The sequence below is a fragment of the Pseudomonas putida genome (genome assembly GCF_025905425.1).
GTDB lineage: Bacteria > Pseudomonadota > Gammaproteobacteria > Pseudomonadales > Pseudomonadaceae > Aquipseudomonas > Aquipseudomonas putida_AF.
Genome location: NZ_CP109603.1, coordinates 2383796 through 2396462, shown reverse-complemented (window position 1 = coordinate 2396462; position 12667 = coordinate 2383796). Strand labels below are relative to the sequence as shown.

Sequence of the window (12667 nt, the reverse complement as noted above, 5' to 3'; positions counted from 1 at the left end):
TATGAAGGCTGGATCAATATAGGCATAACCGCAAGGCAACAGATCGGGCGGTTCGCCTGATCCAATCACGTGAACTGCAAAAAGCGCCTAGCAGAAAGCTCCCAGTGGGTACTGTCGTCCTCGAGGTGAGGACTTCCTGACAGGTGGTAATTGTGTAACGACCTTGCAGCGCTATGTTTCGCTGACCGGAGCCCACTCGATAGCGTGGTCATCACTGCACTGCTGGAGGCAGGCATGAAAAAGGATTTTGTCAAAATCTACGAAGACAGCCTGCCGCTTATCAACCAGGCGATCGAAGCATTGCGACGTCTGCATGAGGCTGAAGCGGCAGGCCACCCGGCTGAGTAGATCAGGGTGCTACGAGTGCACGCAGAAAGCCTGTTTCAAGCGGTATCCGCATATCAGCTGCGTGCGATGGGTGTGGCTTCTGCACCCCTCCAGTAATCAGCCTGCTAGCGCCTTCATCACGCTCCTTAAAGCACTGATGGTTGAGTTGGGCTTCTTTGTTTTCATTCTGCCCTACACGATATTATTTACAATTGGGTATTCGATAAAGTGAGTGCGCGCGTCTTTAGCAACAGACGCTTGGCGAATGTCAACGCAAATTCCTGACCCATCCTCAACTGAGGAACGCTTCTCGAAGCTTGGCAGAGCCACCGCCTCACAGCGCGGTGGCTTCATACGGGTTTTTTAGCGCAGGGCCGTTGAACTAATCGCCTGAGTGTTCAGCGATCAAATTTTTGCCGGCCCGTACGGAAGAGTTCACCGTGCAGCTTGACGATTTTTCCGGCGGTCTCGTGAAGGCCTTTGACGACTGAAGCGAATAACTCTGGCTTATCGATTTCCCATTCTGGAGGGACGGTTTGTCTGTCCGGATTATGAGTGGGGAAGGTGTAGGTGGCGATCTGCTCCAGGTAGTCGCCGACCAACTGATGCAGCTGCGCGCGCATTGTTTCCATTTGCGCATCGATGAATTCGTGCTCGACGTTATCCCACTCATAGTAGAAATGCCTGAGCTGGTCGAGCTGGGAGAGGCGCCAGGAAAAACCGGCCATATTTTGTTCGTTTATGAAACTGATGCTGCCCTTGGTAGGTAACTCGGTTCTGAAGCGCTCGAACAGCTCGGTATCCGCTGCGCGGGGTTGAGCCTCATTGCCTCTAGCGTCGCTGGTTTCAGTCGCGTGCGGCCGTGACCCATGGGATTCAAAGATCGTGTTCAGTGCCACCACAAACGTACTTGCCAGCGCTCTTCTCGTGGGCGCTTTTTCTGCCGCGTCGCTTGCAATAGCGTATGTCGTAATGCGCTTGGATCTGAGGTCGAAGGGCAGCTTCTCTGGGAGGCCGAATGTGGTGTTCATCACCATGATGATGCGGTTCCAGCCCAGAGCCTTGATCGCGTACCCCAGTTCGATTAGCACATTAGGATTCGGTGTCGGCCTTGCTGCCGAGGGGTCGATGATTGAGACATCGCACACGAACACCGAGGCGGCATCGATCTTGTCGAAAATGGAGTGGCTGATGTCCGGTGAGCCAGCCAGGCCAAGTGTGTCTCGGTCGATGACCGGCTCAACGTCGGTCGTGTCGTCTTTGTGTATGTCGGCAATCGCCGTTTCCAGTGCCTGCTGAATGAAATTTCGATTGATGTTGCCGGGGCTGTCAGATTGCCAAGAGTAAAATACGCGATCGTTCATCTCATCACCAAAGTAGTATTCAGCGTTGCCCCTTCCTTCAAGTATCACCTCGTCCAGAGTCGAGATGGCTTGTTCCCTAGGGGCGGCGCGATCGTCGCACGTATGCCCGCCAGCAAGCCAGCGGATCGGTGTCGACGAAGAAGTCCAAGTGCCCTGGGTTCCGTGGGGCGAGCAGCGCAGACATCTTGCGAGCATAAAAAAGCCACCACCCGCGTGGGGGTGGTGGCTTTAAGGTGCTGAAAGCCGTCAGAACAGCACCTGTCCGATCAGTGGCGAGGAGTTGGCCTCGTGAGCCTCAGCCTCACCCGCCGATCAAATCCCAGAAATGCGTTGAACGCACGCCTGGGCTGGACTCTGTAGCCCTTAGGCTCTGATACACGCTTACAGGAAGCGCATTATCGTTGCCCAAGAGAAGAAATATCAGTCGACGGAGTCTGTCTTCCAAACCAGCTTACTGATAGGCGCCCAATGGATGGGCCCCGTAGTGTGGACAGACTCGCCTTGGGAAGAAACCGCTACCGTGGTCGGCATGTCTTTAAGTTCAAACTCATAGATTGCTTCCATCCCCAGGTCTGCAAATGCGACCACGCGGGCATTCGTAATTGCCTGGGATACCAGGTAAGCCGCGCCGCCGACAGCCATCAGGTAGACTGCACCGTGTTGGCTGATTGCCTCGATAGCGATGGGGCCACGTTCCGATTTACCAATCATGCCGAGCAGACCCGTCTCGCTCAGAAGGCGCGGCGTGAACTTGTCCATCCGAGTCGACGTAGTAGGCCCTGCAGGGCCTACCACTTCCTCACGGACGGGATCGACAGGCCCAACGTAGTAAGTGCCGCCGAAACACATGCAGTGTTGCGTTTGCGGGATGGATTCAGCCTTGACCAGATGGTCTCCGAATACCGAGCCCTACGCTCCAGTGTATTGAGGCTGTGGCTGGCACAGGAGACTTCGGTTGAGCATCCCGAGCGCGTTGCTGAGATCATTCGCTTCAACGAGGCCATTGACCAGGCGTTGATGGAGTCTATTGCCGCGTATGGCAAAGCTGTCGAAACCACGCGTAAGCTCGTCCTGGGTGTTCTCGGCCATGATATGCGGGCGCCCCTGACGGCTATAACCATGGGGGCTGGTCTGCTCGCCAACGCCCATCAGATGGGGGTGAGGGAACAGAAAGTGGTCGGCCAGATTTCCGTAAGCGTCGAGCGGGCCAACGACATGGTCAACGACCTGCTCGATCTTGCCCGATGCAACCTCAGCACAGGGATACCCATACAGCGACAAACTTTTGAGCTGAGGGAATTGTGTACTTCGTTCGTAAAGGAGGTCAGCCTGGCTCACCCAGAGGCGACCATCGTCTTCGAAGGCATCTCTTCTCTGTCTGCCAACTTCGATCCGCAACGTATGGGGCAGGTGATTTCCAACCTAGTCATCAATGCTATACGACATGGGGATGTGAAAAAGCCTATTCAGCTGCGGCTTACTGGATCCCACGGCGTAGCGCAGATTGACGTTCACAACTGGGGGAGCCCAATTTCGCCCGATGAGTTGCCCTACCTATTCAACCCCGAGGCTCGCTTGGCGCGGGCCACGGATGACTCAGAAAACACCCATGGATTGGGGCTGGGGTTGTTCATCGCCAATGAAATTGTCACGAGCCATGGAGGCACGATAGACGTGATGTCAAGCGATGAAGACGGCACAACCTTCAAGGTCGCTTTCCCTCAAGGAAGCTAAGATATTTTTCGAGCTTGGCGGCGGTTTCTACCGAAAATGAACATCCTATATACCCCACTTTCGCAATCTGCTGTTACTGCTTGACCGGCATGTATCGTTCTTGGTTCATGAGGTGGTGTCAGCGAGACAAGCTCATGCTCAGGAACGGAAAATATCCCCCATGGGCAAAGAAGCCCTGACTGTCGAGACGAATTTCCATATCTCGCATCAGGCAAAGACCCCCTTCCAGCATGCGTAAAGGCTGCTCGCGCAAGCGACGCGCGCGCCCATTGACCGGTGACCATCATGGGCTGAATGAAAAGGGCTGGATCCAATCTTGTATTTTTTCATGGTCAAACGTACAGTGATGGCCTCTTGAAGGCATCGTCAATGCTTCGCATGTCGCTGGCTGACAGGAACTGAGTGATTGCTGTTGTACCGGGCCAAGCACGCAGCAACCTGCCGTGCAAGAGGAGCGTTTGATCATGCAGGCATTGCTGTCTTACCTGATGGGGATCGGCACTAAACTCGTCAATTTCCTAACCCGAAAGCGCAACATTGGCTTGGGCATTGCGGCGGTTGGTGTCGGCATCATCGCCATCGTGGGGGCGGGCAGCTTCACCCTGGAATTCCATCAGTTCTTCGGGGTCATCGAAGCGTTCAAGTTTTCAAACGAGGGCGGACTGAGCGACTTCCTCAGCACCCTCTGTGCGTACTTTGGACTTCTGATCATCGCCATCGGTGTCTCCATGGCGTATAGCGACTGGCGCAATGAGCGCAAGGAGCGCGAAAGAAAGCGCGTAGTGGTAGTAGAACTGCGAGGCCTGGTGGATACCTCTGATCATCCATTGCTGGAAGCAGTCCCCGAAAGTCTTGTCGGTCAGCGTCGCAGTCTACTGCTGGATGTCAGGCAGAAGCTCTCATCAAACCCGCCTCAGGTTGCCCAGGTGCTGGATGAGATCTATCTGATGCCTCGCTTCCTAAGAAGCATCCGGGAAGAAAACGCCCGGGGGGATGTCCAAGTAGTCGCCGGCGGCATCATGCAGGTACCGCTGCTGTTCTTCACAGGCGTTGTGCTCGAAGACGAGGGTAATATCCTGGTCATGGAGTGGGATCGCATCAACTCTCGGTGGGGCGAACTTGCCGAAGCTGACTCCGGCGATCGCTTCGCCATCACCGGCCTGGAAAACGTTCAGCCGGGCGGTGAAGTGGTGGTGGCAGTGTCTGCGAGCTACGTGGCATCGCTCCCCGATATCGAAAAAGCATTTCCTGGCGTTCCACTGGTGCACCTGCGCCATCCCAAGGCACTGCCGAATCAGCTGTGGTACGCGGGCGAGAACGCCGCGTTGCAGAATCAGTTCCTGCAGACCCTTGGCCAATTGGAAGGCCTGAAGGTTTCCATGGTGCACCTTATCCTGGCGGCGCCAGCCAGCATCTGTATCAACTTTGGCCGCCGATATGACCCGCACAACATGCCCCCGCTTCGTTGCTATCAATGGCAGCGTGCCGAAGAAAATCCATACCCCTGGGCCGTAGAGATGCCATCCGCACCTGAGCAGCCTGGCAAGTACGTCCAACACTTCCTTCCCGAATTTGATGCCACCAAGTGAGGTGAACATGGCTGTCCAGTCGCAACGGCGTTCCAAAGTGCTCCCAGGCTTGCGGGAAAAAAGCGAGGCCAGGCAGTGGGAGAGCTTCATCGTATCGATGCTGAAGAAGCTGGAGCTTCCTGAAGCCAAGCGGCAGGCGGCGGAACGCAGCTACAAGCGATTCGGCCTTCACATTGCGCACAAGCTCGGCATGTCCACCGATGATGTCCACGTCGTGGTGCAAGGCTCGATGCGCACCCAGACCACCATCGCTGGCGATGGGCGTGAAAATTTTGACCTCGACGTGGTCGTGAAGCTCAGCGGTTCCCGGTTCACGAACCTGACGCAGTCAGAAGGGTTCTTCCAGCTGTTCGGGGCAGCACTGGAAGGCATTGATGGAGCAGGGGAGCCAGAGCCAAAAAATCGTTGCTGGCGCCTCCCGTACCCGGGGGAGCCGTTCTACTTCGACGTGACACCAGCCATTCCTCTGTCAGCACATATCACGGGTACAGACCTACGCGTGCGCGATAAAACAAGCGTATGGAGCCCGTCCAACCCCGAAGATTTCGCCAACTGGTTCTGTGCAATCGCGGCGAAGCGCTTCCCGTTCCAGATGATCGCAATGGATGAAGCGATCAACATGCGTACCCAGGTGGATCCGATACCCAACGCGCCAGTGGCACTTGATGACATTTTGCGCCGGCTTGTTCAACTGATGAAGCTGCACCGCGATTACCATTTCAAGCGTCAGCCGGATCACATCCGCGAAACCAGTCCAATCTCGATCATCTTGGTGACACTGGCGGGCCAGGCTTACGACGATCTCCTGCAAAACCACCCTTATGGCCTGCATTCCTCGATTGAGGTGGTGATGGAAATCATTGCCCGGATGCCTGACTTCATTGATCGCAGCCATGGGATACGAGTTAACAACCCGGCTATGCCCGGCTTCGTGAAAGAGAACTTCGCGGATCGGTGGAATACCGACGGAGGGGCTCGCAACAAGAGTTTCAACGAGTGGCATGAGCGTCTGACCCAAGACCTTGAAGCGCTGTTCTCCGTTGGGCAAAGCAAAGCTGCAGAAGAGCGGGTAAGGGCGATCTTCGGTGAGACTGGGGTTCGTGCATGGAAAGGCAGCCAAGCGGCAGCAGCTCCCGCGGTCACTGCCCCTGCGATTCTGGCCGGCCTAAAGGCGTCGTCCCCGACATCCAGCTCTGGCCAGCCAGTGCAGCCGCGGAAAACTGGATCGAGGGATACCCTTGCCTGACGGGACTGTAGCGGTGACGCCCTTTGAAGCCGCTGCCGCGATTGTCAGGCAGTGGCTGGATGGAAACGGCGCCGTGTTTGCCAAGCGCTCAACTAAACCCCAGCGCGTCAAAATGGACGCTTGGGTGATCGAACTGGATCATCCAGCAGTGGGGAAACAATCGGTGCAACTGTCGATCCTATCGGACTTCCCGGTTACTCCTCCCTTGATTCATGTCGATCCATCACTCTGCTTGGTGTGGCCACATATTGAGGAGGATGGGAAGTTCTGTCACGGCGTTGAACCTGCTCCCGGGGACTTCGCATCACCGATTCAAGTGGTTGAAGATGTCCTCGACAGGCTAGCGCAGTTCTGGGTTAACACGCAGAATCAGGCTTGGCTTGAAAGCGAATTTCAAGCAGAGCGTCTGTCTTACTGGCTGCGTTTTTGCTCAATACGCCACAAAGTATTGGGTTATCAGCCGCCGGCGACGACCCGAGTAATGATGCACCCGCTGTCACAGGTGACTGAAGGCACAGTGGCTGGCTACTTCCCTAAGGGGCAGAACGCTGGGACATCCGCTTTGGTGGTCACCCAGGGCAGTGAAGACCCTCATCAGCTGGCCCAACGGCACAGATGGGACTTCGGCACGTTAGCGCGTGGTTGCGCGCTATTCGTACCTCTCCCAGATGGTAGTCTCTGGACGCCTGTAGTCTGGCCCACCGACTTCGTGGGCCTTTCGGCCTTGGTCGACTACCTCGCAGATGAGCCGGGGCGGTTCACCAAATGGATCACCAAAGTCCGTGATGGCAAGAACAGGCAGCAATCACTGACCGTCATCTTCGCCGAAGCCACAGTCTGCTACGGCTATCTGATTTCGCCGTCCATGATTGATCGACTCATGCCACCCAGGGTCACTCCCTTCAGGGCAGAGCGTGTCGACGCAGACTGGGCATTGGCTCGAGATACTGGATTGGCGATTGTGCACAAACGACGAAGCTCGCGGGCCTTGCTATTGGGTTGTGGGTCGCTGGGTTCCCCTGTAGCCGAGCTACTGGCGCGGGCGGGGGTCGGCACGATCGATATCGTCGACAAGGAAGTTTTCGAGGCAGCTAATTGCGCTCGCCACGTATTAGGGGCCAATGCCATTGGCCAGGCCAAAGCTGACTCGGTCAGCCAGAGGCTTACCGCACTCATACCTCAAGTGAAGATCAATCCCTTCCATGAGACTGTCACCCAATGGCTAGCTGAGCACTGTGAGACAGACGCCTATGACCTCGTGATTGACTGCACGGGTGAAAGCACGACTAGAACCGTCCTATCTCTTCTTCGCGAAACGCTGCTGGGGGAATGCGCAACGGTGTATGCGTGGATGGAACCCTTCTGCGCTGCAGCCCATGTCGTCCACGTTTCAGCCAAGGATACATGGCCCGCTGATGACCCAGTTGAACGGGTGAATGTAGCGAGCTGGGGGGCTAACGGGGTGATAAAGCTTCCTGCATGTAGCACCAGTTTCAGCACCTATGGCGCTGCCGATGCCTGGCAAGCTGCTGGGTTCGTCACTGAGCGCGCGTTGTCGATTCTGGATGCGCCGGATTCACCCTCTCAGATTTGGAGCTGGGTGAGGGCCTCGAGCTTTTTTGAGCGTACTGGCGCCGCCACCAGGCTGAGTGATCTCGTGCCTCACTCTGATGATCCGTTTCATGCGGTTCAGATCATCAGGGACTTTCCGGAGACACTCAGCCATGCATGAGCACAGCCTGCGGTACCGAATTCCAGGCGCTCAATGGCAGATCGAGTTCCCCGCTGAATCTGTACTGATACTGAAGCAGCATGTCCAACACGATTTTAAAACCGCTGAGGCAGCAGGGCAGCTCTACACCAGGGACGTCAATGGCCCAGTGATACGCGTCGAGAGGGTTACCAATCCCGTTTCACGATGGGCTCGCTATGCCGGGGTGAAACTGGATCTCAAGGTTGTGAAGAAGGAGCGCGAGCGCTTGTTTCAAGAGGGGCTGCACTGCCTGGGTTTCTGGCATTCCCATCCCGAGGCCCAGCCACGCCCGTCGCAACCAGACCTTGCCATGGCTGCGGATCAGGCCCGTGCCGGCATTGATGACTTCGCGGGATTGCTTTTCGTGATCATAGGTAACGCTCCTTTTCCCCAGGGGCTTGCTGTCTGGGTGCATGACGGCTCCACGCTCTGGAGGGCCGAGCACGTCGTGGACTGAAGATAGGCTCACACACCAAGTGCGCGGTCGGCTAGGACGTCCTGCGCTGTAACCGTTATTCAGGATGACCCCCATGTCTCGCTTTGAAAGCATACTGACCAACATCGTCGCCCACTCAGCCCTGCCGCTGGATGCATATGAAACCGCAGTGGATCGCTACCAGGGGTTTGGAAAGTGGCTCGAGCGGGACGATTCCCCTCTTAAGGACAATGATATACACGCGTTCCCTCAGGGATCATTTGCTTTGGGAACCGCAGTTTCACCGGTAAATCCTGCAGATAGCTACGATCTCGACTTTGCGTTCAAATTCCGCAAGGGCGTTTCGATCGACACGCATACCCAGAAGCAGATCAAGCTGATGCTTGAGCGCGAGTTGGAGCTCTATCGCCTCCACACCGGTATAGCAGAGCCCCTTGAGGAGAAGCATCGCTGCTGGCGACTTCTATACCCAAGCTTTCATTTGGATATCGTGCCTTGCATTCCCGCTCACGAAAAGCAGCGAAGCCTGTTGGTGGCCTCGATGGAGAGCATTGGTACCGCAACCGAGGAGGCTCAAAGCATTGCGTCGTTGGCCGTTCTGATCACGGACAATGAAAGTGCCACGTTTGAGCAGATTGATAGGAACTGGCTGGTGAGTAACCCTGATGGGTACGCTCGATGGTTTGCGGCCCGGTCACAGAACCTCAACTCAGTGTATTCGGCTGAGGCGTTTGTCGAAGCTGTTCCCTATTTCAGTCAATCCACCAACCTGCAGCGTGTTATCCAGCTACTCAAGCGACATCGCGACGTAATGTTCAAACTCGAACCCGACAGCAAGCCCATTTCTGTGATCATTACAACGATCGCTGCACAGGCATACCAACCTGCACAATCTCTGGAGCAGACGTTGGAAATGGCAATGGCGGGGCTACGCAGCTTCATTGGGAGCAATGTGCATGTCCTGAGGAATCCAGTCGACCCCAATGAGAACTTCGCCGACCGCTGGGATGATCCTCGCTACGCTGACCTTCAACTCAAGCAGAATTTCCACAATTGGGTCATACAGCTGGGAAAGGACATCGACTTTATCAAAGCCGCGCAAAGCGAGCAGGAGGCGATGAGTAGGGTCAGAGTAAAATTTGGGGTTGAGCTGAGTGAGTTGTTACCTTTTGAGGGTCTTGGCGGGACGGACGAGCCCTATGCCGCGCTGCCGACCACGTTTGTGACAGCGCCTCCACGGCCATGGGGGATAGGCCGGTGATTGACCCTTCCGTTGAAGATTTTCTCCTGACTAACCCAGGTATGGGATATGGCCCTGTAAGCCGAGGCGTCCAACACATCTCGGGACTTTTCAGATTTCGAGCCCGGTCGAGCCGCCTCTCTTACATTGAAGATGAGTTTTGGCTGCGTATTAGTCTCAGTGCCCCGCTGAAAACGGCGCTTCCAGAGGTTTTCGAGGAGGGCGGACGGATACCCAGGATTGCAGCCAACCATATAAATCCGGACGACTCGCTGTGCCTGGGTTCTCCACTGCGCCAACGTCTTGCTATGTGTGGTAGTACGACACTGCAATCCTTCGCAGAAAGCTGTGTGGTGCCTTTTCTCTACACACGAGTTCTGCGCGAGCAAGGCATGCACGTCTTTCCATTTGGAGAGCTTGAGCATGGGGCAGCTGGGCTGGCTGAGGACTATCAGGATATTTTCCAACTTGAAGAGCGGGCACAACTCAAGCCCCTGCTGAAGCTACTCCTCATGGATGCTGCAGCGGCTGACACAAAGATGTGCCCGTGCTGCGGTTCCAGGCCATTTGGCTCATGCCTCACAGGCATCAAAGCCCGCCTCATTGCAAGTGACTTCAGCCAGCAAGAACTCAGCACTGCGTACAGCCAGCTTTTTGATGAGTGATGGAAAGGGCCCTTTAGCCACGATAAGGATGCGGCACCTACCTGCGATGTGGTCAGACACCACGTCGACCCGATCAGGTGTTGCGGGCTCTGTATTTCGTTAATCCACAAACGCCAACTCGGTTTGCATGCCCGAGGAGCCGGTCGATCGGTGAGTGGCGGGGCGCGCTGGCATATTTCTCTGGCTGATCGTAGGGCTTTCCATTCCAGATACCCGCAATCCGGTAAGACCGTCACCCTGGTGGAGCGATGACAGCTCAGACTCCAATTTTCTGATCAGCTCCCCTACCGACTCACCCGAACTCTCACTCAATGTCAGCGTGAGCAATGTGAGGGGACTTAAGTCCAGGTGCTGGCTCAATTGCTCGAGCTTGTCCAACGTGATGCTGGATTTACCGGTTTCGAGCTTGGACAAGTAGGTGCGGCTGCTGACTTCAGCGAATCCCCGCTGACTCATATTGCGCGTCGTACGCAACGCTCGAAGCACGCTTGCAAACGCAGATTTCAGTGACATCCATCTTTCCCAAAATGAGATTACTGGTCAGATCATCATGCTGTTACGCGTTCATCATACCTTTTACGCCTGGAGGAGTACATTTGTACTCTTAACGAGTTCGCACGACGCCGCTGTGAGCGCCGTGGCAGAATGCTCGAGCCTGAGCAGCGGTCTCGCACCCTTTGACCGGAGGCTAAAGATGAAAGTGAGCAAAGGATCGCAGTCATGGAGCAGCTGAACAGAGCCAAGCGCTACCTGGGAAAAATAGAGCGATTTTACAGTGGGGTGATCTCATCGGCCTGTCATGACGAGGACGCCTACCTTGACGATATGCTCTCCTTTTTCATCCACTGCTACCACGTTCGAGACTGGGCTATTCACGGCGCAGCACTGCACAGCCGAGAGATCGACGCATTCATCAACAGTCATGAATCCTTGAAGATTTGCACGGATCTGGCCAACGGCTCAAAGCACTGCAAGCTTACGCGCGCACCACGGACTGGCTGTCAGCCGTCAATTGCCAACGGTGGAGTGGAGTACTCCACCTGGTACGCAAGGGATGGTGGTGGCGAGGGTCTGAAGTGCAGCTACGTCGTCATGAGCAACGGCGTCGCAATGGATGCCCTGCAGCTGGGGCGTGACTGCATAGCGCTCTGGGATCAATTCCTCGAAGGATCAGGCGCCCGGTAGACGAGCCTGTTTTTTCCCCCACACAACCATCGAATGATCTATCAACCCTCAACCACCGGGAATTGCCATGATCCCTTCGTCCCGCTTCGCAGAACACGCAACCAGTAGTATGAAGCTGATGAGCTTCTACCTCAGTCGTGATCGGGTGCTAGCGTTGCTCCACAATCAACAACTGCCCTCATACGTGAGGATGGCGCTTCAGGGGCAGAATGTCTCGATGGCCTCTGCCATCTTGTCTAATGAGCTTGGCGCCTACGTTCTGGATGCGATAACCACGAGCTCGATCAAGACGCTTGACCAGTTAGAGCGAGATGGCCAGCTCGCAGAAGGATCGTTGTTCATGCACTACGGCCAAGTGTCGGGTAAAGGATTTTCCTGGGCCAACAAGACGCCCGCTCTGTGTCTCACGGGCAGACTTGAGTATGCCTTGGCGGGTAAAAAGCTGATCGTCGATTTCACGAAAAATGGACTCATCAACGACACCGCCTACACACGCATGCAAGGTCTGACCCGCCTATTCATCTTTGGATATGTCACTCAAATTGACGACTACACCATCCGTGCTGTTCCGTACGTCATAGGGGATCTGGTCAAGGCAGCACCTGCATTTCCCGCCCCCATCATCACCACCTTGGAGTTGCGCCCTCAGGAAATCCAGCAGTTCGCGAGCATTAATGGCTCCGGGATGCCAAGAGGAGCGGAATTTCAGAGAATGAAGGAAGTGCCCGAACGCACCGTGAAGGCGCTGTTGTGCAGCCTGTTAGAGGAGCCCGACGTGCCGGCTGACTGGGGAGGGGAAGAATGTGATCTTCTCTCCAATAACCTTCTCGTTGGAGGCCAGCGCCAGCTCGGAGCGTTCCTTCTGAAGGGGCCGGCCAGGTTTCATGAAATGAAGCCCTCTGATCTGGGAAAAAATGCTGATCAGCTCTACCGGCTCTTCAATATTCCCGCTCAGATCTATGTAATTCAACACTGCCACAAGATCGGCGCTGCGGTGCGCAAACAGGCCTTGGCACTGGCGTTCACCCAAAATCTCGTTGCGCCCTGCCGTATCTGTTTTCTCGATGGCGTATCGACAGCACAACTGCTGCAGGCTAACGGATTATGGCCCTCCCGTAGCTAGCGAAC

At 55.7% G+C, this 12667-nt stretch carries 11 protein-coding genes and 2 pseudogenes; 10 read left to right on the top strand and 3 right to left on the bottom strand.

From position 1 onward, the window contains the following. Positions 1-463: 463 nt before the first annotated feature. A pseudogene (locus tag OGV19_RS27655) lies at positions 464-612 on the top strand (chlorhexidine efflux transporter); the annotation flags it as partial. Positions 613-725: 113 nt separating this feature from the next. Here the strand turns inward: OGV19_RS27655 and OGV19_RS10795 are convergent. Then, the gene (locus OGV19_RS10795; protein WP_264313354.1) at positions 726-1691 is read right to left on the bottom strand and encodes a nucleotide-binding protein; all 966 of its coding nucleotides are present in this window, start codon (positions 1689-1691) and stop codon (positions 726-728) included. A gap of 420 nt (positions 1692-2111) precedes the next feature. Continuing rightward, positions 2112-2522: pseudogene (locus OGV19_RS10790) on the bottom strand (fumarate hydratase C-terminal domain-containing protein); the annotation flags it as partial. A gap of 57 nt (positions 2523-2579) precedes the next feature. Here OGV19_RS10790 and OGV19_RS10785 point away from each other — a divergent pair. From OGV19_RS10785 to OGV19_RS10755, 7 genes are all read left to right on the top strand, one after another. Beyond that, on the top strand, positions 2580-3425 hold the full coding sequence (locus OGV19_RS10785; RefSeq protein WP_264313353.1) for a sensor histidine kinase: 846 nt from the start codon (positions 2580-2582) through the stop codon (positions 3423-3425). Between the two features lie 464 nt (positions 3426-3889). After that, positions 3890-5014, top strand: coding sequence for an SAVED domain-containing protein (locus OGV19_RS10780; RefSeq protein ID WP_060506960.1), 1125 nt, complete (start codon positions 3890-3892; stop codon positions 5012-5014). A 7-nt stretch (positions 5015-5021) separates the two neighbouring features. Beyond that, positions 5022-6260: a nucleotidyltransferase domain-containing protein gene (locus tag OGV19_RS10775; protein ID WP_060506963.1), complete on the top strand. Its 1239-nt coding sequence runs from the start codon at positions 5022-5024 to the stop codon at positions 6258-6260. Positions 6261-6273: 13 nt separating this feature from the next. After that, positions 6274-7992 carry a ThiF family adenylyltransferase gene (locus tag OGV19_RS10770; RefSeq protein ID WP_264313352.1) on the top strand — a complete coding sequence of 573 codons (1719 nt, stop codon included), beginning with the start codon at positions 6274-6276 and terminating at the stop codon, positions 7990-7992. Beyond that, a complete protein-coding gene (locus OGV19_RS10765) occupies positions 7985-8470 on the top strand; it encodes a Mov34/MPN/PAD-1 family protein (protein WP_060506967.1) in 486 nt (161 codons plus the stop codon). The genes OGV19_RS10770 and OGV19_RS10765 overlap by 8 nt, the downstream gene beginning before the upstream one ends. 73 nt (positions 8471-8543) lie before the next feature. Then, the gene (locus OGV19_RS10760) at positions 8544-9710 is read left to right on the top strand and encodes a nucleotidyltransferase domain-containing protein (RefSeq protein ID WP_170029817.1); all 1167 of its coding nucleotides are present in this window, start codon (positions 8544-8546) and stop codon (positions 9708-9710) included. Further along, a complete protein-coding gene (locus OGV19_RS10755; RefSeq protein WP_170029818.1) occupies positions 9707-10354 on the top strand; it encodes a hypothetical protein in 648 nt (215 codons plus the stop codon). Before OGV19_RS10760 ends, OGV19_RS10755 begins: the two co-directional genes overlap by 4 nt. Positions 10355-10453: 99 nt before the next feature. Here OGV19_RS10755 and OGV19_RS10750 read toward each other — a convergent pair whose 3' ends face one another. Continuing rightward, the gene (locus tag OGV19_RS10750) at positions 10454-10867 is read right to left on the bottom strand and encodes a helix-turn-helix domain-containing protein (RefSeq protein ID WP_082432227.1); all 414 of its coding nucleotides are present in this window, start codon (positions 10865-10867) and stop codon (positions 10454-10456) included. Positions 10868-11074: 207 nt separating this feature from the next. Between OGV19_RS10750 and OGV19_RS10745 the strand changes: the two genes are divergently transcribed. Both OGV19_RS10745 and OGV19_RS10740 read left to right on the top strand, forming a co-directional pair. Beyond that, positions 11075-11539 (top strand): hypothetical protein, encoded by a 465-nt coding sequence (locus OGV19_RS10745; RefSeq protein WP_264313351.1) that lies wholly within the window; start codon positions 11075-11077, stop codon positions 11537-11539. A gap of 67 nt (positions 11540-11606) precedes the next feature. Continuing rightward, entirely contained in the window at positions 11607-12662 is a 1056-nt protein-coding gene (locus tag OGV19_RS10740; RefSeq protein WP_256248176.1) for a methyltransferase, read from the top strand. The last annotated feature ends 5 nt before the right edge of the window (positions 12663-12667 follow it).

Coding starts and splice junctions, on each gene's coding strand:
- OGV19_RS10795 (WP_264313354.1), bottom strand. CDS start 1,691: ATGAACGATCGCGTATTTTACTCTTGGCAATCTGACAGCCCCGGCAAC.
- OGV19_RS10785 (WP_264313353.1), top strand. CDS start 2,580: ATGGTCTCCGAATACCGAGCCCTACGCTCCAGTGTATTGAGGCTGTGG.
- OGV19_RS10780 (WP_060506960.1), top strand. CDS start 3,890: ATGCAGGCATTGCTGTCTTACCTGATGGGGATCGGCACTAAACTCGTC.
- OGV19_RS10775 (WP_060506963.1), top strand. CDS start 5,022: ATGGCTGTCCAGTCGCAACGGCGTTCCAAAGTGCTCCCAGGCTTGCGG.
- OGV19_RS10765 (WP_060506967.1), top strand. CDS start 7,985: ATGCATGAGCACAGCCTGCGGTACCGAATTCCAGGCGCTCAATGGCAG.
- OGV19_RS10760 (WP_170029817.1), top strand. CDS start 8,544: ATGTCTCGCTTTGAAAGCATACTGACCAACATCGTCGCCCACTCAGCC.
- OGV19_RS10750 (WP_082432227.1), bottom strand. CDS start 10,867: ATGTCACTGAAATCTGCGTTTGCAAGCGTGCTTCGAGCGTTGCGTACG.
- OGV19_RS10745 (WP_264313351.1), top strand. CDS start 11,075: ATGGAGCAGCTGAACAGAGCCAAGCGCTACCTGGGAAAAATAGAGCGA.
- OGV19_RS10740 (WP_256248176.1), top strand. CDS start 11,607: ATGATCCCTTCGTCCCGCTTCGCAGAACACGCAACCAGTAGTATGAAG.